The following is a 17995-nucleotide window of genomic DNA, read 5'->3' on the forward strand; positions in this document are numbered from 1 at the left end:
CACCTGCCGAATAGGCTGGGCGTCATGACCGACGCCGACGTCACCATGACCGATCCTTCACCGCTGCTCGCCGAGGGAGCCGAACTCGAGCACCTGTACACGGGTGCGATCTGGAGCGAGGGGCCCGCGTGGATCGCGGAGACCGGACGCGTGCGCTGGAGCGACATCCCGAACGACCGCATCCTCGAGTTCGACACCGCGACCGGCGAGACGGCCGTGTTCCGCGACGGCGCCGAGTACACGAACGGCCGCACGATCGACCGCGATGGCCGGGTCGTGCAGTGCAGTCACGGGCGCCGCGCGGTCGAGATCGAGGGGCCCGACGGCCCGGTCACGCTCGTCGACCGCTGGGCCGGCGGCCGCTTCAACTCCCCGAACGACGTCGTCGTGCACTCCGACGGCTCGATCTGGTTCACCGACCCGCCCTACGGCATCGACGCCAGCGGAGAGGAAGGCCACCCCGGCGAGCAGGAGTACGGCGGGTGCTACGTCTTCCGACTCGAACCGGACACCGGGGCGATCGAGCCGGTCATCACGGCGATGGTGCACCCGAACGGGCTCGCGTTCTCACCCGACGAGTCGATCCTGTACGTGTCCGACACCGCCACCGCCGCCCGCCGGATCGCGGCCTACGACGTCGCAGCAGACGGCGTCTCGGTCGTCGCCGGCGACACCCCCGGTCGCACCTTCGCGAGCACCGCGGTTCCCGCGTCCGACGGCTTCCGGATCGATGTCGACGGCAACGTGTGGTCGTCGGCGGGTGACGGCGTCGAGGTGTTCGACCCGTCCGGCGCGACCATCCTGCGCATCCCGGTCCCGGAGCGCACCGCGAACGTCTGCTTCGGCGACCCCGACGGCCGCACCCTCTACATCACGGCCAGCACGTCCCTCTACCAGATCCGAACCGCCACCCGCCAAAGCCCGCGAACTGTCACTCGAGCACAGTGACGGGGCGCTGGACTAGCGGTTGGTGACAGTTCGCGAGCTGGAGCTCACGCCCGCCCCTGCAGGATGAGGTTCCAGTACACCCAGGGCAGGACGTAGCGGTCGGCGATGAACGTGAACCGACGCTCCTTCGCGAGTCCGTTCCAGAACGGGATCGAGGACTTCGGGCGGTAGCGGTCGTCGAACTCGGCGAACACCACCGTCCCGCGGGAGACCGTGAACGGGCACACCGAGTAGCCGTTGTAGACCGTGCTCGGCTCCTGGCCGGACCGCACGGCGACGAGGTTCTTCGCGAGGGTCTTCGTCTGTTGCCGGAGAGCTCCGCCGGACTTCGAACTCATCACCGCGGCGGCGTCTCCGAGCGCCCAGACGTCGGGGAACCGCGGATGCCGCAGGGTCAGTGAGTCGACCTCGACGAACCCACCCGGGTTGCCGGGGTCGGCGAGCGCCGTGGCCGCGAGCCAGTCCGGTGCGGACTGCGGCGGCACGGCGTGGAGGACGTCGTAGGGGATCTCCTCCCGGAGTCCGCCCGTCACGCCGTCCTGCCCGCGATCCGGGCCGTCCTGCGGGTCGGTCTGCGCGATGGTCACCACGCTCCGCTCCGGATCCACCGCGACGAGCTCGCGCGAGAACCGCACGTCGATGCCGTACTCGGCGACCTTGCGATCGAGTTCGGCGTCGATCATCGGCATGCCGAACATCGTGGGTGTGGGCACGACCAGCACCACACGGATGTCGTCGAGGACGCCCGTCTGCCGCCAGTAGTCGCACGCGAGGTACATCGGCTTCTGCGCGGCACCCGAGCAGCTCGCGGGGCCGGCGGGCTGCGTGAACACGACGGTGCCGGAGCGGACCGACCGGAGCACGCGCGAGGCCTTCTGCGCGTACTCGAAGGTGTAGTTGGAGATCCCGACCGGCGACGCCATCGCCTCCGTCAGACCGGGCACGGCGTCCCAGTCCTGTTGGATGCCCGGAGCGACGATGAGCTGGTCGTACTCGACGGCGGTGCCGGATTCCAGCGTCACCGTCTTCGCGACCGGGTCGATGGACCGGACCCGGTCCTGGATCCAGGTCACGCCCTTCGGCGTCACGGCGTGCTGTGGCCTCGTGGCGACCGACGCGGACGCGGTCCCGCCAGCGACGTGCGAGAACATCGGCTGGTACCGGTGGTGCTCCCGCGGTTCGATGACCGCGACGTCGTCGACGCCGTATCGCCGGAGCCTCCCGGCGACGGAGAGACCGGCGTTGCCGCCACCGATGACGACCACCTCGTGATGGAGCGGTGCCGTCCTGGGATCGGTCACGGTGGCGGCGGCGCTCAGGATCCGGACTGACCGCGACCGGTGGCGTTCTGCAGCCGGTCGATGTGTTCGGAGGCCTGCGCCTTCGTCAGGTCGGCGGGAAGCTCTTCGCCGGCCTCGCGCGCCAGGGTGTCGAGGTAACTGCGCTGCGGGCCGGTCATCGGCTCGTCGCCGGTGACCCAGTCCTCGGGGTCCTTGCTCGCGCTCGTCGAGCTGTCGTCGCCTCGTGCTCCGAGGGTCTCCTCGGTGGCGCCGATCGTCTCGGGTGCACCGGAGGTCGTGGCGTCAGGGGTCGTTGCATCGGTCTGTTCTGCGTCAGTCATGCGGCAACGGTACGTCGAGCGGGCGGTCGGGCAGGAGGGGTTGCGCGGCCCGCGCGATCGGTGTCGGAATAGCGACGGACGACCCCCGGTTGACCCAGGCGACCGCGTGCGGCCGCACCGTCCACGAAGGAGACCCATGTCCGACACCGCTTCCGGAACCGACCGATCCGCCGACGAGCCGACTCCGTCGCAGGGCATCACCATCGGCATCCTCGGCGCCGGCAAGGTCGGCACGGTCCTGGCACGACTCGCGGTCGCCGCCGGATACCGGGTGCTCATCAGCGGATCGCGCGACGCCGCCCGGATCGCCCTGACGATCGACGTCCTCGCACCGGGTGCCGTCGCCACGACCGCCGCCGACGCAGCGGCCCAGGCCGACATCGTGATCCTCGCGCTGCCCCTCGGCAAGCACCGCTCGGTGCCCGTCGACGAGCTGCGCGGCAAGCTCGTCATCGACGCCATGAACTACTGGTGGGAGGTCGACGGACATCGCGACGACCTCAGCGCGCCAGAGACCTCGACGAGCGAGCTGGTCGCCGCCTTCCTGCCGGAGTCGCGCGTCGTCAAGGCGTTCAACCACATGGGGTACCACGACCTCGACGGGGAGCCGCGTCCGGCCGGCACCCCGGGCCGCAAGGGCATCGCGATCGCCGGCGACGCCCCCGCGGACCGGGCAGCCGTCTCGGCCGTGGTGGACGCCCTCGGGTTCGACCCCGTCGAGATCGGACCGCTGCGCGCGGGCGTCGTCCTCGAACCCGGACACGAGCTCTTCGGGGCGAACATCGGTGCCGACCAGATCCGCGAGGTCGCCGAGGTGCGGGCGTTGGCAGCGGACGTCCGCTAGCCGACCTGGCGGGTGCCTGCGTCCGACCGGTCTCGACCGTTCGGTCGCGGGGTGAGCGCCGCTGAGCGGATCACCTCTGCGAGCTCGCCGGCACGGCTCCACATCGGCCAGTGACCCGTCGGGAGGTCGACGACCTCGACGGTCTCGAGCCCCGCGACCTCGGCGAACATGGGGTGTCCGCCTCGGGCCAGGTCCAGCACCTGCGCGCTGGGGATCGAGCAGCACACCAGGGTGGTCGGGACGGCGGCGCGGGCGTCGTTGGTCAGCTCGACAGCCTGTCGGAGGACGGGCGCCGGCTCGGGGACCGCCCGGGCGCGGAACCGGTCGAGGACCTCGGCGCTCAAGCCGTCGAGGCTCGCCTGCTGCGCGAGGACGTCGAACGCCGGGAGCGGAAGCTCGTCGACGTCGTCCGGCAGGTCCGGCGCGAAGACGGTTCCTGGCGCCACCGGACCTGAGTCGACCCACACCACCCGGCGGACGAGCTCCGGATGCAGGTCGAGGAGCAGGGCGACGGGAGCGTTGGCGCCGCTGTGCGCGACGATGACGGCCGGGTGGTCCGCGGAGACGTCCCGCCGGGCGAGGACCTCCGTGATCGCGGCGACCTGGTCGTCGAGGGTCCTGCTGGACCGGTCGGGATCGGCTTCGTCGAGGCCGGGCAGCGTGATCGCGACGGCGCGCGAGCGGTCGGGGTCGAGATGGTCGATGACGTCGTCCCAGGCCCAGGCGCCCAGCCAGTGGCCGGCGATGAGGATGATGGTCGGGGTGTCGTTCTGTGTGTTCATGACTCCAGCCTGAAGCGCGCTCCAGGCAGGTGTGTGTCACTATTTCTGTCATGAATCTCGAAACCCTCGACCGATGAAACGAGCCGAACGACTGCACGCTCTGTCCGAGACGCTGCGTCGGGGTGGATCGCGAGGGATCTCGGCGGAGCGGCTGGCGAGGGACTTCGGCGTCTCCGTGCGCACCGTGAAGCGGGATCTCCAGGCACTCGAGCGCAGCGGCGCGCCCATCTGGTCACGCCCGGGACCAGGCGGCGGATACGGGTTGGCCGTCGGGGCGACACTGCCACCGGTCAGCCTGTCCCCGGTGCAGGCGGTGGCGCTCATGTCGGCGGTGTCCGCGGCACCCGACGCCCCGTACGCGGATCTGGCAGCCGCCGGAGTGCAGAAGATCCTGGACGTCCTCGACCCCAGGACCCGCGCACGAGCCGACGCACTGGCCGGTCGCATCTGGGTCGATGTACCCCCGACCGCTTCGCGCGTCGTCCGATCGGCACTCGAGGAGGCGATGGCCGAGCAGCGGGTCGTCCGCATCCGGTACACCTCGCGGGCCGGGAGCACGACCACGCGCGACGTCGAGCCCGTGCTGTTCGCGTCGACGAACGGTCAGTGGTACCTCGTCGGATGGTGCCGGATGCGCGATGCGATGCGGTGGTTCACGGTCGCGCGCATCGAGCGGGCCAGCGTGACGAAGACGGCGTGCAGTGGCCACACGGTCGCCGAGGTCGGCGAGCCACCGGTGAATGCGACGCCGGTCCACGGCCGGGGACGGTGACCTGCGATCCATTCAGAGGAATAGAACCACCTCGCGCGACGCTGTAGTCAGCGTGAAGAAGATCGGGTTCCTGTCCTTCGGACACTGGCAAGACGTTCCGGGCTCGAGCGTGCGCACCGGGCGTGACGCACTGCTGCAGAGCATCGACCTCGCGGTCGCGGCGGAGGAGGTCGGTGTCGACGGCGCGTACGTGCGCGTGCACCACTTCGCCCGACAGCTCGCGTCGCCGTTCCCGCTCCTGGCGGCGATGGCGGCGAAGACCTCGACGATCGAACTCGGCACCGGTGTCATCGACATGCGGTACGAGAACCCGCTCTACATGGCCGAGGAGGCGGCGGCCACCGACCTCATCAGCGACGGGCGACTGCAGCTCGGCGTGAGCCGGGGATCACCCGAAACAGCCCTCCGCGGGTCAGAATCGTTCGGTTACGTGCCGGGCGACGACGAGACCGACGCGGACATCGCCCGCTCGCACACCGAGGTGTTCCGTGCGGCCATCGCGGGCGCGGGTGTGGCTCGCGCCAACCCGCAGATGACGGGGACCAACGGTCTGCTCGCGATCCAGCCGCAGTCCCCGGAGCTCGGTGAGCGCATCTGGTGGGGTGCCGGTTCGCGGTCCACCGCGGTGTGGACGGCGGAGCAGGGCATGAACCTCATGTCGTCGACGCTCCTCACCGAGGACACCGGGGTGCCGTTCGACGAACTGCAGGCGGAGCAGATCCAGATGTTCCGCGACGCCTGGACCGAAGCCGGTCACGAGTGGCAGCCCCGGGTCTCCGTGAGCCGCAGTATCCTGCCGCTCATCGACGATGAGACGCGCCGCTACTTCGGGTTGCGCGCCCAGGCCGACTCGAAGGACCAGGTCGGACACCTCGACGGCGGGCTCGCGCGCTTCGGCCGCAGCTTCATCGGCGAGCCCGACGTCATCGCCGCAGAGCTCGCGAAGGACGCAGCCGTGCAGGCGGCCGACACCGTCCTCGTCACCGTCCCGAACCAGCTCGGCGTCGAGTTCAACGCACGCATCCTGGAGTCGATCGTCAAGGACATCAAACCGGCGCTGGGGTAGCCGCAGGGATCACAACTCCCGCTGATCGCCCGTCTGCAGGTTGACATGCGCTCCAGGCGCTGCCCTCACGGTCGGCGGCGAACCGTCCGCAGGAGTTGTGGTCGCCAGACTCAGCCCAACAGCTCGGCGAGCGCCGCGGGCACCTGCCACGCGCCGGCCGCATCGCGCTCAAGCGGGAGCTCGGCGGTGATCGCCGGGCCGGCGGTCGGGAGCGGGGCGATGACGCGCGGCGTCGGAGCCCAGGTGACCTGGAGCCCCGCTGCATGGAGCTCCTCCACGTCGAGCACGATGAGCACGAGCGGCAGTTGGAGCGACCCGTACACCCGCTCGAGCACCTCGGGCAGTCGGTCAGCAGTCGTCGCATGGACGAAACCGGCGTCGACGAACGGCACGGCTCGCGTCGACACCTCGTACTCGCCGAACGGCCGACTGGCCTCCCAATCGTCGACGATCGCGACATGCAGGATCTTCGTCATCTCCACCCTCTCCATTTAATGAGACGCTACCGTATCATTAGAGCATGGAATCGAGACGTGGTCGCCCGACGGCAGCCGAACGTGACCGACGGCGCGACGCGATCCTCGACGCCGCCATCCGCCGGTTCACCGGGCACGGGTACGGCGGGACGACGATCGAGGCGATCGCCGCCGACGCGGGCGTGACGAAGCGGACGATCTACACCTGGTTCGGCGATCTCGCCGGCATGCTGACGGCGGCGGTCGAACGGCAGCACGGGTATCTCCTCGCGGCAGACGAGCCAGGCTCCGAAGCCGAACCCCTCGAGGACGCGGCCACCCGACTCGTCATCGCGCTGCATTCGGACGTCTCGATCGCGCTGCACCGGCTCGTGATCGCGGAGTCTCCGCGCTTCCCCGAGGTCGCCGCCGGCTTCTACGCCGCCGGCCCGGCCCGCTCGATCGCGTTCCTCGCCGACCACGTCGGCGAGCGGGCGGAACAGCTCTACACCCTGCTCCTCGGCGAACCGCATCGACGCAGGCTGCTCGGCTTGTCCGCTGCACCGACGCCGGCCGAAGCACGAGCGCACGCCCGCGCGTGCTTGGCGCTGGTCGCCGACGAAGAGTCCACGCACCCGGCCACGCTCAGCGGTCGAGCGTGACCACGTCACTCAGGCCCGCGGTCGCGTCTGCGGCCAGAACCCCGTCACGCGCGAAATCGGCCCACATCTGACGCAGGAAGCGGCCACGACGGTCGACCTCGGCCCACGTCGCCGAGCCGATGAGCGCCGTCCGGCTCCACGACCGTTCGGTGCCGAGGAGCAGAGGCAGGTCCGTCACGTGCGACGCCCCGTAGGGACTGCCGGGCGGCGCCCAGCTGAGCTCGTACCGCGTGGCCCGACCGCCCGACGCCCGATGCCGTTCGACGAACTTCCGGGCGTCGCGCGTATAGGTCACGTGCGTCGTCGCGCCGACGAGCGCCCGCCGGATCGGATCACCGACGAGCGGCATCGAGGTCATGCGGGCGAAGGCCGGGATGAGCGGCACGTACAGCCGAGTCTCCTCCGTCGTCGAGCCGATGAGCACGTCGATGCGCGACGCCGCCTCACGCCAGGCGGCGTCGCGGTCGGCCTCCGCCGGGAGCGGCGCGTGACCGTACTGGGTGCCGAACGCCATGCCGCCACGCAGTCCGAACCGTCGCGCCGCCCGCTCCACCTGCTCTTCGAGCGCGAGTAACTCGACCACCGGGGTGTCCCGCGTCGGGCTGCCGGCCGCCCGCATCATCGCGCTCGCCATCTTCGCCCGACCACTGCTGATGCCGAGCGGCGCGCTCTGGACGATGGCGCGCTGGAAGAGCCCCGCGGTGCCGTCGCTGATCATGAGGTGCGCGATCGCATCGCCGCCCGCCGACTGCCCGAAGAGCGTGACCGACCCCGGGTCGCCGCCGAACGCAGCGATGTGCTCGTGGACCCACCGGAGCGCAAGGACGAGGTCCAGCAGGCCGAGGTTCGCCGGCAGCGTCTCGCCGTCACCGAGGAAGCCGAGGATCCCGAGCCGGTACGTGACCGACACCACGATGACCCGCTGCTCGACGACCAGGCTGATCGGATCGTAGACGTCGAGGTCGCCGGCACCCGTGACGTAGGCCCCGCCGTGGATCCACACCATCACCGGCAGCGACTCGTCCGGGCGCATGTCGGCAGGGACCGTGATCGAGAGCGCCTGACAGTCCTCCGAGTCGACCATCCCCTCACCAGCACCCTCGAGGACGGCCTCGAGCACCCGGGAGGAACGCTGCGGTGAGGCCGGCGCCCGCTCGAAGGCCCGGAACGGCACCGGATCGCCGTCGGCGCCGACGGGAAGACCGGTCGGCACCGGCACCTCGAAGCGTCCCGCGCGGGCGTACGGGATGCCGCGAGCCCGGACCACCGCGCCGTCGACCCGACCGAGGATCGTGCCGAGGGAGGTCTCGAAGGCACGTGCGTCCGTCGGCGGTGGGGTCGCAGAGGACTCCGCACCTGGCGCGTCGGAGGTCGGGCTCGCGTGCAACTCGGTCATCTGTCCACGCTATCCCCGAGCGGCCTGCGCACAACTCCTGCCCGACGGGCTCACACCGAAGACACGGCAGCCCGAACCGGGCCGAGCTGCCGACCGAGGGCCGGTCGAGCAGGAGTTGTGGACGGGGAAACCGTCTACGGGATGCGGATGTAGACCGGGTCGCCCCAGATCGACAGACGGTGCTGGACGTAGCGACCCCAGTCGGGAGAGTCGTACATGCCGCCCGCGCCGTCGTAGATCGCGATGTGACCTTCCGGCCAGTAGAGCAGGTCACCGGCGACGGCCTCCGACGCCGAGATCTGCACGCCCGACGCGGCCTGCGCACCGGCGCCGCGGGGCAGTGACACACCGAACGCCCCGAAGACGTACTGCACGTAGCCGTCGCAGGCGAAGCTGTCGGACGGGTCGTTGCCGTTGCCATAGGGGACGACGCCGACGAACTGCGCCGCGTAGGCGAGGATCGCCTCGCCGGATCGGGCGACGGCTGGAGCCGCGTAGGTTCGTCCCGCCGAAGCCGACGCGGACGACGAGGAGGCGGCGGATGCACTCGCGGCCGCCTCGGCTGCGGCAGCTGCAGCGGCGGCCGAGGCGGCGTCGACCTCCTCCTGGCTGGTCGCGCCGTAGCCGTCGCGCACGAAGGGCACATCGGCTGCGGTCGACGGCACGGAGTACGACACCGACTGCATCGTCGCTGCAGACGGGATCGCGCCACCGGTCGCCGCATCGACGTCGACGCCCGCAGCGGCCGCCGGCAGCGACACCGACACGAAGAGCCCGGTGGCGAGCGTCATCACGCCGAACGTGGCGAACGGCTTGGCGCGCTTCGCGAACGAGCTCTTGGCGCGTGGGGCCGAGGGCCGCTTGGTGGGCACGAGGTCGACGTGGCGTCGCTCCTCCTCGGCGGAGGCGGTCCAGCTGGCGTCCTCGAGTCGAGCCGCGCGACGGGCGGCTCGTGGGCTGAGGGCCACGTGGCGGCCGCCGGTCCGGGCGGGGGTCACGGCCGGAGTGTTCGAGTCGCGGCGCTCAAGGGCGCGCGCAGGGGTGGTGCTGGTCATGTACGGGGTACCGTCCTGGGTCTCGGTCGCGTCGGGGGCGCGCTCGGTTCATGCTCGGTGGGTGCAGCATCGCCTCGGCAGAGCCGCCCCTCGATGACCGCGGTCGACCGGTTGCCCGATCCGAGGGAGGCGAAACGGCCACCCTACGTGGACGTCCCTGAGAGGATCCTCCGCTTGGCGCGGCCTGTGGAGGACCGATGAAGCCCGAATCACCGATTTGCTAGCATCGTGCTAGCACTCCATTCCTGCGAGAGGTGACGACATGCCCACGGTGACCGTCCGGAATCTCGATGAGGACACGAAACGCGGTCTGCAACAGCTCGGCGCCTTGCACGGACGCTCGATGGAGGCGGAGATCCGGGCGATCCTCGCCGCGGCCGTCAGGACGACGACGGCTGAGGATCTCCGCGCCACCTCGGCCGCCGACAGCGACCGACCAGGCCTGGCGGAGCGTATCCATCAGCGCTTCGTCGACCTCCACCTCGACGGTGAACTCGTCATCGAACTGCCCGACCGCACCACGACCACCCGACCGAATCCGTTCGACGATGCCGCGAGCGCCGACGCGGACGACCCGGCCCCGAGGTGATCATCCTCGACACGAACGTCGTCTCCGAACTGTTCAGGCCACGGCCCGACCCCACGGTTGCCCGGTGGCTCGACCGGCAGGACGAGGCCGACCTCCACCTCACCACGATGACCGCTGCCGAGCTCCTCGAAGGAGCCCTGCGCCTCCCTGCAGGCGCTCGCCGATCGGCGCTCGTCGGGGCCGTAGCGACCGTGCTCGACGCCGACTTCGCAGGACGCGTCCTCCCCTTCTCTGCGGAAGCCGCGCTCGACTACGCGGAGCTCATGACGACGCGACGCCGCTCCGGCAACCCCATCGGACCCCAGGATGCGATCATCGCGGCCATCGCGAGATCCTCCAACGCCGCTCTCGCGACGCGGAACACGCGCGACTTCGCCGGTGTCGGCCTCCACCTCATCGACCCGTGGGTCCCCGACCACCTGGCATGACGCAGGGCGGCACCCGCCTCAGGACGGGTCGACGCCGACCGTCGACTGCCGGACGACGAGTTCCGGCTGGAAGACGATCTGCTCGGGCACGCGTCGAGCGCCCGCGTCCGCCTCACGGAGCAGGAGCTCGACGGCGGTGTGGCCGATGAGCGCGCTCGGCTGACGGATCGACGACAGCGGGACGACCGCCGCCGACGCGAAGTCGATGTCGTCGTACCCGATCAGGGCGATGTCGTCCGGCACGCGCACCGAACCGAGCATGCTGAACGCCTGCAGGACCCCCATCGCGAGGAGGTCGTTGGCCGCGAACACCCCGTCGGGCCACTCGTCACGAGGACGGTTCCGGATGGCCTCACCCGCGGAACGGCCCTGCAGCACCGTCAACGCGGTGGTCTCCACGACCTCGAGGGTGACCTCGGCACCACCGGCCGGGGCTGCATCGACCGCCTGACGCGCACCGGCGAGCCGGTCGACGACCTGCCGGAGCGAGGACGGACCACCCACGACCGCGATACGACGCCGACCGAGTCCGATGAGGTGCTCGACGGCGAGTCGCCCGCCCGCGACGTCGTCGACGGCGACCGATGAGAAGCTCGTGTCCTCGGTCTGCCGGTCGACGAGCACCGTCGGTGTCCCGCGGTCGCGCAGTCGGCTGAGCCGGGTGAGGTCGTCGCCGAGCGGGGTGATCAGGACGCCGGCGACCCGCTGCTCCTCGAAGAGGTCGAGGTAGGCGCGCTCGCGGTCGATGCTCTCGTCGCTGTTTCCGAGCAGGACCGACCACCCCTCCGCATCGGCTCGGTCCTCGGCACCGCGGGCGACGTCGGTGAAGAACGGGTTGCCGACGTCGAGCACGACGAGGCCGACACTGCGGCTGCGGCCGGCCCGGAGCTGACGGGCCGCGTCGTTCCGCACGAAGCCGAGCTCGTCGATCGCCGCGTGGACGCGGTCGACGGTGACGGGCGAGACCTTCTCGGGGCGGTTCAGCACGTTGGAGACGGTCCCGACCGAGACGCCGGCTCTCGCCGCGACGTCCTTCACGCTCGCGCTCACGGCTCCCCTTCGCCTGTCGGACCCGTCAGGCGACGCCGGACGGGCTGGCTCATTGTTGCACGCAGTGACTCATCGCGCCCGCGCAGTCGGCTGCCCCGGTCGTCGCCGTCCCCAACTCAGGAGTTCCCCGGCGCGCCGCACCCACCCCAACCCGACACACCGGGCGAGTCCTGAGAACGGGCCATCCACCCGCCGCCGTCCCCAACTCAGGAGTTCCCGGGCGCGGCGCCCCGCCCGCCCCCGACACACCGGGCGACTCCTGAGAACGGGGCGACGATCAGGCGGGATCGACCGGCAGAGCCGACGCGGCGGGCAGGGTGACGACGACCTCGAGACCGTGGCCGGGTCGGTTGTGCAGCACGATCGCCCCACCCGCGTTGCGCGCGATGGCGGCGACGATCGCGAGCCCGAGCCCGGAACCGTGCCCGGAGGACCGCGTCGCGTCCGACCGGCTGAACCGCTCGAGCGCTCGCGGTTCGAAGGCCGGGTCGAGCCCTCCGGCGTTGTCCGACACCCGCAGCGTGAGCTGACCGCCGTCGTCGTCGAGCATGACCGACACCCGGCGCGGAGCACCCCCGCGCTCGGTGAAGGCCTGCAGCGCGTTCCCCGCGAGGTTGTCGACGACCCGACCGACATCGTCGGCGCGCACGGCGTACACCGCCGCACCCTCCCCCGGCCCGCTCTCAGCGATCGCGCTCACGTATTCGACCTCGATCCCGGCCAGCGCGTCGTCCGAGGCGACCCGGAACCGCGCGCGCTCGACCGCCTCGAGCACGTCGGCCTCCAACCTGGCCGCGCTCGTCCGCTCCTCCGGCGTCGCCGCCTCGATGCGGGACAGCTCGAGCAGCGAGGTGACGAGCGCCGACAGCCGCGTCGCACTGCGCTCCGCCCCCTCGATGTCGGCGAGCAGTTGCTCACGCGACGAGTCCTCGAGACGCGCGAGTTCGAGCTGGGTGCGGAGGATCGCGAGCGGCGTGCGGAGCTCGTGACTCGCGTCGGACACGAGCTGTCGTTCGCGGTCCGCCGAGGCCCGCAGCCGCTCGATGAGGTCGTTGAGGGTGATCGCGAGCTGCGCGATCTCGTCGTCCGCACGGCCGACCGGCAGCACCTCGTCCGTCGACCGTTCGCTGAGGCTCTGCGCGCTCACCCGGAGCCTGGTGACGGGCCGGAGCGACACCGTCGTCAGGATCCACCCGCCGGCCGCCACACCGAGGACGAGGAGCGCGAAGGACCCGACGAGGAGGAGGCGCATCTGGACGAGGACGGTCGTCTCCTCGGCCTCGTCGCGTCCGGCGATGACGTACCAGGTGTCGCCACCGACGGTCACGGGCTGTGACAACAGGATGTAGGTGGCTGAACCGGCGTCGACGGTGGTGACCTCCCGCGTCGCGGCGAGCGCCGGGAGTTGCGCGGCGAGCGTCGTCGGCAGGCTGAAGACCGGGATGGAGCCGTCGGGGGCGATGACCGCGATGCGGGTGCCGAGGCCGGGCCCCTGGAGCGGGTCGTCGGGTCTCGCCTGCAGCGCGAACACGTATTGTGCGCCGTCACTGCGGAGCGCCTGGACGGTGCCGTCGCGGACGATGCGCTCCAGCTGGGCGTTGATCGCGAGCCCGGCGAAGAGCGACACGACGACGGCGATGAGCAGACTGCCCCCGGCGATCCGCGTGCGGATGCCGTGGTGCCGCGTCGAGCGACGACGGTCCGACGACACGCCCTCAGCTCCCTGCGGCGACGAGCGAGAACCCCACGCCGCGGCTCGTCACGATGCGGACGCCAGCCTCCGCCAGGTCGAGTTTGCGACGGAGGCGGCTGATGTACTGGTCGACGACGTTCGGGTCGATGTTGTCGAAGGTCTCCCAGACCTCCCGCAGCATGGCCGCCCGGGAGACGACGACGCCCGGATCGGTCGCGAGCACCCGGAGGACGTCGAACTCGGTCCCGCTCAGCGGCACGTCGTGGTCGCCGACGCGTGCCCGGTGCCGGTGCAGGTCGAGCGTCAGCCCACCGACGTCCAAGCGGGGCTGCACGGTGAGCGCGTCCCGACGCCGGACCGCGCGGATCCGGGCGGCGAGCTCGGCGAAGGCGAACGGCTTGATCATGTAGTCGTCGGCTCCGGCGTCGAGCCCGCGGACCCGGTCGTCCACGGCGTCGCGCGCCGTGAGCAGGATCACCGCGAGCGTCGGGTCGAGGCCTTTGAGCTCGCGGCAGACGGCGAATCCGGAGAGCCCGGGGAGCATGACGTCGACCACCGCGACCTGGAAGCCCGCGTCGCCACCGGACACCGGCGCGATCGCCTGCCGCGCGAGGTCCAGTGCGGTCGGGCCGTCGAACGCCGTCGTCACGTCGTGGCCGTCCGACCCGAGACCGCGGGAGAGGAGGCCAGCCATCTCGCGTTCGTCATCGACGACGAGGATCCGCACGGTCGTCCTCCTTCGCCATCGAGCATCCACAGCCTAGGCGAGCCGACCGGGGCGCCGTTTCTGAAGGTCCTGTCAGGAACGACCGCTTCGCCTTGCCGCCCGCGATCCGACGGCCATACAGTGCAGGTGCTCCCGACCCTGAATCGATTCACATCCCGCCGGGAGCGAGCCCCTCACCGTGGAGGAACGGACCCTCAATGACGATCGACCATCCAGCGCAACCGGCGCGCACCGAACCTGCCGGGCGCAGCGCCCAGCCGGCGCTCTCCCTCATCGGAGCCGCCAAGACCTTCGGCCCCGTCGTCGCCCTGGCCGACGGCACCATCCAGATCGAGGCCGGCGAGATCCACGCGCTCGTCGGCGAGAACGGCGCCGGGAAGTCCACGCTCGTGAAGATCCTCGCCGGGCTCTACACCCCAGATGCCGGCGACTTCACCCTCGCCGGGAAGCCCGTCGCCTTCCGCGGCGTCGCCGACAGCAAGGCCGCGGGCATCTCCGTGATCTACCAGGAGCCGACCCTGTTCCCCGACCTCACCGTCGCCGAGAACATCTTCATCGGCCGCCAGCCGAAGAACGGCCTCGGACTCATCAGCACTGGCGCCATGCGGAAGGCCGCCCGCGCCCTGTTCGACCGCCTCGGCGTCCAGATCGACCCCGACCGCGTCGCCGAGGGCCTGTCGATCGCCGACCAGCAGATCATCGAGATCGCGAAGGCCATCTCGCTCGACGCCAAAGTCCTCATCATGGACGAACCGACCGCCGCGCTCTCCGGCGTCGAGGTCGACCGCCTCTTCCAGGTCGCCCGCTCCCTGCGCGACGCGGGCGCCGGCATCATGTTCATCTCCCACCGCTTCGAGGAGGTCTTCGCGCTGTGCGACCGCATCACGGTCATGCGCGACGGCCGCTACATCGCCACGCACGTCACGAACGAGACCTCCGTCGACGCGATCGTCCGGCAGATGGTCGGTCGCGACATCGCCGCCCTCTTCCCCAAGCAGGACGCGGAGATCGGCGACGCGGTCCTCACCGTCGACGGGCTGTCGCGCGCCGGCGTCTTCTCCGACATCTCGTTCACGGTGCGCTCGGGTGAGATCGTCGCCCTCGCGGGACTCGTCGGCGCCGGGCGCACCGAGGTAGCCCGCGCCGTCTTCGGCATCGACCCCTACGACACCGGACGCGTCACGCTCGACGGCAAGCCGGTGAAGGCCGGCGACCCGCAGGCCGCGATCGACGCCGGCATGGGCTTCGTCCCGGAGGACCGTCGCAAGCAGGGGCTCGTGATGGACCTGTCGGTCGCCCGCAACGCGACCCTCACCCTCCGCCACCGGCTCGCGCGGTTCGGGATCATCTCCGGCCGCCGCGAACGCGAGGCGGCCGAGGAGTGGTCGGCCCGCCTCCAGGTGAAGACCGGCTCGCAGGAGTACGCGGTCTCCACCCTCTCCGGCGGCAACCAGCAGAAGGTCGTCCTCGCGAAGTGGCTCGCCACCGAGCCGACCTTCCTCATCGTCGACGAGCCCACCCGCGGCATCGACGTCGGCACGAAGAGCGAGGTGCACCGCCTCATCTCCGAACTCGCCGGCCGCGGCATCGCGATCCTCATGATCTCCTCCGAACTGCCCGAGGTCCTCGGCATGGCCGACCGCGTCCTCGTCATGCACGAGGGCCGGATCACCGCCGAGCTCACCCGCGAAGAAGCGACCCCGGAGACCGTGATGCACGCGGCCACCGGTTCCCTGGAAGGCGCACGATGACCGACACCACCACCACCAAGCCGGGAGGCGGCGGCCCCGTCACCGTCGCGACCGAGCGCACGACGAACCCGATCGCGTCGATCGTGCGACTCCGGGAGCTCCCGGTCACCGTCGCCCTCGTCGTGCTCGTGCTCGTGACCTACCTCGCGAACCCGCTGTTCCTGTCGGCACAGGGGGTGAAGGACCTCCTCCTCAACGCGACGATCATGATCATCCTCGCCGTCGGTCAGGCGCTCGTCATCATCACCCGCAACGTCGACCTGTCCGTCGGCTCGATCCTGGGGCTCGTGGCCTTCGCGACCGGCACGATGTTCGCGACGATGCCGCAGCTGCCGATCATCGCGGTGTTCGCCATCGCGATGCTACTCGGTGCGGTGCTCGGCGCGATCAACGGTGCGCTCGTCACGATCGCGAAGGTCCCCGCCCTCGTCATCACCCTGGGCACGCTCTACATCTACCGAGGCCTGAACAACGCGTGGGCCGGTGGCACGCAGTACTTCGCGGACGACCGACCCGACGCGTTCGGGAACCTGTCCGTCGACACCGTCCTCGGCTTCCCGGTCATCACCCTCATCGCGATCCTCGTCGTGGTCGTCGTCGCCGTCTACATGGCCGGCGCCCGTTCCGGCCGCGACCTCTACGCGATCGGGTCGGACCCCGACGCCGCGAAGCTGTTCGGCATCCCGGTCGGCCGCCGCGTCTTCCTCGCCTTCCTGGCGAACGGCCTGCTCGCCGGACTCGCCGGTGTGCTCTACGCCTCGCGCTTCAACTCGGTCGGCGCGACCACCGGGTCCGGTATGGAGCTCGACGTCGTCGCGGCGGCCGTGGTCGGTGGTGTCGCGATCTTCGGCGGCAGCGGCTCGGTCGCCGGGGCCGCTATCGGCGCGATCCTCCTCACCACCATCACGAGCGCCCTCACCGCCCTGCGCGTCGACAAGTTCTGGCAACAGGCGATCGTGGGCATCCTCATCCTGGCCGCGATCATCATCGACCGCGTCGCCAGCCTCCGTACGGCCAAGAAACTGCGAATGAGCGAGGCACGCGATGTCTGATCTGAAGACCCCGGCAGCCCCGAAGGCTCCGTTCACCAAGGGCTCCGGCCCGCTCGGCACCGACACCACCGGCGTGCTCGTGGCCGAACCGAAGGGCCGCACCGGTGCCTCGCGCATCCTCCTCGGTCGCGACGCGATCATGATCTACGCGCTGCTCGTCGTCGTCATCGGCGCCTGCCTGCTCATCCCGCGGTTCGCCTCCCCCGTCACCGTGGGCTTCCTCCTCCTCGACGTCATACCGATCCTCCTCATCGCGATGCCGATGACGCTCGTCATCATCACGGGCGAGATCGACCTGTCCGTCGCGAGCACCGCGGGCCTCACGAGCGCCGTCATCGGTGTGCTGTGGGCCGGCGGCGGGATGGACATCGGGGTCGTCCTCCTCATCGGGCTGCTCGTCGGAGTCGTCGCCGGCGCGTTCAACGGCTTCCTCATCGCGGTGGTCGGACTCCCGTCGCTCGCGGTGACGATCGGCACGCTCGCGCTGTTCCGCGGCCTCGCGCTCGTCGTCATCGGCGACAACGCGGTCGCCAACTTCCCGCCCGAGCTCACCGCGTTCTTCACGTCGAAGATCGGCTCGACCGGCATCCCCGTGGTCATGGTCGGGGTCCTCGTCGTCGTGCTCGCCTTCGGGGTCATCCTGCACCTGACCCCCTTCGGCCGCGGGCTGTACGCGCTCGGGTACAGCACGGAGGCCGCGAGCTTCGTCGGCATCAAGGTCGCCCGCTCGAAGTTCTGGCTCTACGTCGCGACCGGCGGTGTCTCCGCCCTCGCGGGGGTGTTCTGGACGCTCCGCTACTCGAGCGCCCGCAGCGACAACGCCTCCGGGCTCGAACTCGCCGTCATCGCGGCCGTGCTCCTCGGCGGCGTCTCGATCTTCGGCGGCAAGGGGTCCATCCCGGGTGTCGTCGCGGGTGTGCTGCTCATCGGCACCATCAACTACGCGCTCCGACTCGGCCGCGTCTCCGACGTCGTCCTCATCATCGTGACCGGGACCCTGCTGATCGCCTCGGTGGTCGGCCCCAGTATCTTCGAATCCGTCAAGCAGTGGAACCACCACCGACGGATCCGACGCAGCCTGCCCCAGCACTGATCTCCCGATCG

The 17995-nt window shown here is 70.7% G+C and carries 19 protein-coding genes; 10 read left to right on the forward strand and 9 right to left on the reverse strand.

What is annotated here, in order from left to right; translation table 11 throughout:
• Positions 1-24: 24 nt before the first annotated feature.
• On the forward strand, positions 25-948 hold the full coding sequence (locus EAO79_RS02040) for an SMP-30/gluconolactonase/LRE family protein (RefSeq protein ID WP_241160960.1): 924 nt from the start codon (positions 25-27) through the stop codon (positions 946-948).
• A gap of 44 nt (positions 949-992) precedes the next feature.
• On the opposite strand, the gene EAO79_RS02045 is transcribed toward EAO79_RS02040, so the two are convergent.
• Together EAO79_RS02045 and EAO79_RS02050 are read right to left on the reverse strand one after the other, a co-directional pair.
• Complete coding sequence (locus EAO79_RS02045; RefSeq protein ID WP_124767600.1) at positions 993-2249, reverse strand: NAD(P)/FAD-dependent oxidoreductase; 1257 nt, start codon at positions 2247-2249, stop codon at positions 993-995.
• Between the two features lie 14 nt (positions 2250-2263).
• On the reverse strand, positions 2264-2569 hold the full coding sequence (locus EAO79_RS02050) for a DUF3072 domain-containing protein (protein WP_079706423.1): 306 nt from the start codon (positions 2567-2569) through the stop codon (positions 2264-2266).
• 136 nt (positions 2570-2705) lie between these two features.
• Here EAO79_RS02050 and EAO79_RS02055 point away from each other — a divergent pair, with 136 nt between their 5' ends.
• The gene (locus EAO79_RS02055) at positions 2706-3413 is read left to right on the forward strand and encodes an NADPH-dependent F420 reductase (protein WP_124767601.1); all 708 of its coding nucleotides are present in this window, start codon (positions 2706-2708) and stop codon (positions 3411-3413) included.
• Here EAO79_RS02055 and EAO79_RS02060 read toward each other — a convergent pair.
• Entirely contained in the window at positions 3410-4195 is a 786-nt protein-coding gene (locus tag EAO79_RS02060; RefSeq protein ID WP_124767602.1) for an alpha/beta fold hydrolase, read from the reverse strand. The two genes, EAO79_RS02055 and EAO79_RS02060, sit on opposite strands and share 4 nt — an antisense overlap.
• A 73-nt stretch (positions 4196-4268) precedes the next feature.
• Here EAO79_RS02060 and EAO79_RS02065 point away from each other — a divergent pair, with 73 nt between their 5' ends.
• Positions 4269-4967, forward strand: a complete 699-nt coding sequence (locus tag EAO79_RS02065; protein ID WP_124767603.1) for a YafY family protein — start codon at positions 4269-4271, stop codon at positions 4965-4967.
• A gap of 52 nt (positions 4968-5019) precedes the next feature.
• Positions 5020-6033: an LLM class flavin-dependent oxidoreductase gene (locus EAO79_RS02070; protein WP_159876141.1), complete on the forward strand. Its 1014-nt coding sequence runs from the start codon at positions 5020-5022 to the stop codon at positions 6031-6033.
• Between the two features lie 110 nt (positions 6034-6143).
• On the opposite strand, the gene EAO79_RS02075 is transcribed toward EAO79_RS02070, so the two are convergent.
• A complete protein-coding gene (locus EAO79_RS02075) occupies positions 6144-6509 on the reverse strand; it encodes a DUF952 domain-containing protein (protein WP_124767605.1) in 366 nt (121 codons plus the stop codon).
• A 44-nt stretch (positions 6510-6553) separates the two neighbouring features.
• Here EAO79_RS02075 and EAO79_RS02080 point away from each other — a divergent pair, with 44 nt between their 5' ends.
• Positions 6554-7150, forward strand: a complete 597-nt coding sequence (locus EAO79_RS02080) for a TetR/AcrR family transcriptional regulator (RefSeq protein WP_124767606.1) — start codon at positions 6554-6556, stop codon at positions 7148-7150.
• Here EAO79_RS02080 and EAO79_RS02085 read toward each other — a convergent pair.
• Entirely contained in the window at positions 7134-8546 is a 1413-nt protein-coding gene (locus EAO79_RS02085) for a carboxylesterase family protein (protein WP_124767607.1), read from the reverse strand. The two genes, EAO79_RS02080 and EAO79_RS02085, sit on opposite strands and share 17 nt — an antisense overlap.
• Positions 8547-8680: 134 nt before the next feature.
• Positions 8681-9544, reverse strand: a complete 864-nt coding sequence (locus EAO79_RS02090; RefSeq protein ID WP_164486873.1) for a C40 family peptidase — start codon at positions 9542-9544, stop codon at positions 8681-8683.
• Positions 9545-9863: 319 nt separating this feature from the next.
• Between EAO79_RS02090 and EAO79_RS02095 the strand changes: the two genes are divergently transcribed.
• On the forward strand, positions 9864-10190 hold the full coding sequence (locus EAO79_RS02095) for a hypothetical protein (RefSeq protein WP_201299325.1): 327 nt from the start codon (positions 9864-9866) through the stop codon (positions 10188-10190).
• Complete coding sequence (locus EAO79_RS02100) at positions 10187-10618, forward strand: type II toxin-antitoxin system VapC family toxin (protein ID WP_124767609.1); 432 nt, start codon at positions 10187-10189, stop codon at positions 10616-10618. The genes EAO79_RS02095 and EAO79_RS02100 overlap by 4 nt, the downstream gene beginning before the upstream one ends.
• A gap of 18 nt (positions 10619-10636) precedes the next feature.
• Here the strand turns inward: EAO79_RS02100 and EAO79_RS02105 are convergent, their stop codons facing one another.
• The 3 genes from EAO79_RS02105 to EAO79_RS02115 all read right to left on the reverse strand — a co-directional run bounded on the left by EAO79_RS02105 (position 10637) and on the right by EAO79_RS02115 (position 14088).
• Positions 10637-11668, reverse strand: a complete 1032-nt coding sequence (locus tag EAO79_RS02105; RefSeq protein ID WP_124767610.1) for a LacI family DNA-binding transcriptional regulator — start codon at positions 11666-11668, stop codon at positions 10637-10639.
• A 277-nt stretch (positions 11669-11945) separates the two neighbouring features.
• On the reverse strand, positions 11946-13379 hold the full coding sequence (locus EAO79_RS02110; protein WP_124767611.1) for a HAMP domain-containing sensor histidine kinase: 1434 nt from the start codon (positions 13377-13379) through the stop codon (positions 11946-11948).
• Positions 13380-13383: 4 nt separating this feature from the next.
• Positions 13384-14088, reverse strand: a complete 705-nt coding sequence (locus EAO79_RS02115) for a response regulator transcription factor (protein ID WP_079706411.1) — start codon at positions 14086-14088, stop codon at positions 13384-13386.
• A gap of 197 nt (positions 14089-14285) precedes the next feature.
• Here EAO79_RS02115 and EAO79_RS02120 point away from each other — a divergent pair, with 197 nt between their 5' ends.
• The 3 genes from EAO79_RS02120 to EAO79_RS02130 are packed head-to-tail and all read left to right on the forward strand — an operon-like array spanning position 14286 to position 17984.
• Positions 14286-15839: a sugar ABC transporter ATP-binding protein gene (locus EAO79_RS02120; protein ID WP_079706410.1), complete on the forward strand. Its 1554-nt coding sequence runs from the start codon at positions 14286-14288 to the stop codon at positions 15837-15839.
• Positions 15836-16891: an ABC transporter permease gene (locus tag EAO79_RS02125; protein WP_124767612.1), complete on the forward strand. Its 1056-nt coding sequence runs from the start codon at positions 15836-15838 to the stop codon at positions 16889-16891. The genes EAO79_RS02120 and EAO79_RS02125 overlap by 4 nt, the downstream gene beginning before the upstream one ends.
• The gene (locus EAO79_RS02130; RefSeq protein WP_124767613.1) at positions 16884-17984 is read left to right on the forward strand and encodes an ABC transporter permease; all 1101 of its coding nucleotides are present in this window, start codon (positions 16884-16886) and stop codon (positions 17982-17984) included. Before EAO79_RS02125 ends, EAO79_RS02130 begins: the two co-directional genes overlap by 8 nt.
• Positions 17985-17995: the final 11 nt, after the last annotated feature.

The sequence above is a fragment of the Plantibacter sp. PA-3-X8 genome (assembly GCF_003856975.1).
Taxonomy (GTDB): Bacteria; Actinomycetota; Actinomycetes; order Actinomycetales; family Microbacteriaceae; genus Plantibacter; species Plantibacter auratus.

Excerpts from the sequence above, each read along its gene's own strand:
- EAO79_RS02075 (WP_124767605.1), bottom strand. The coding sequence starts at position 6,509 with ATGACGAAGATCCTGCATGTCGCGATCGTCGACGATTGGGAGGCCAGT.
- EAO79_RS02060 (WP_124767602.1), bottom strand. The coding sequence starts at position 4,195 with ATGAACACACAGAACGACACCCCGACCATCATCCTCATCGCCGGCCAC.
- EAO79_RS02065 (WP_124767603.1), top strand. The coding sequence starts at position 4,269 with ATGAAACGAGCCGAACGACTGCACGCTCTGTCCGAGACGCTGCGTCGG.
- EAO79_RS02055 (WP_124767601.1), top strand. The coding sequence starts at position 2,706 with ATGTCCGACACCGCTTCCGGAACCGACCGATCCGCCGACGAGCCGACT.
- EAO79_RS02125 (WP_124767612.1), top strand. The coding sequence starts at position 15,836 with ATGACCGACACCACCACCACCAAGCCGGGAGGCGGCGGCCCCGTCACC.
- EAO79_RS02050 (WP_079706423.1), bottom strand. The coding sequence starts at position 2,569 with ATGACTGACGCAGAACAGACCGATGCAACGACCCCTGACGCCACGACC.
- EAO79_RS02120 (WP_079706410.1), top strand. The coding sequence starts at position 14,286 with ATGACGATCGACCATCCAGCGCAACCGGCGCGCACCGAACCTGCCGGG.
- EAO79_RS02080 (WP_124767606.1), top strand. The coding sequence starts at position 6,554 with ATGGAATCGAGACGTGGTCGCCCGACGGCAGCCGAACGTGACCGACGG.
- EAO79_RS02095 (WP_201299325.1), top strand. The coding sequence starts at position 9,864 with ATGCCCACGGTGACCGTCCGGAATCTCGATGAGGACACGAAACGCGGT.
- EAO79_RS02085 (WP_124767607.1), bottom strand. The coding sequence starts at position 8,546 with ATGACCGAGTTGCACGCGAGCCCGACCTCCGACGCGCCAGGTGCGGAG.
- EAO79_RS02130 (WP_124767613.1), top strand. The coding sequence starts at position 16,884 with ATGTCTGATCTGAAGACCCCGGCAGCCCCGAAGGCTCCGTTCACCAAG.
- EAO79_RS02040 (WP_241160960.1), top strand. The coding sequence starts at position 25 with ATGACCGACGCCGACGTCACCATGACCGATCCTTCACCGCTGCTCGCC.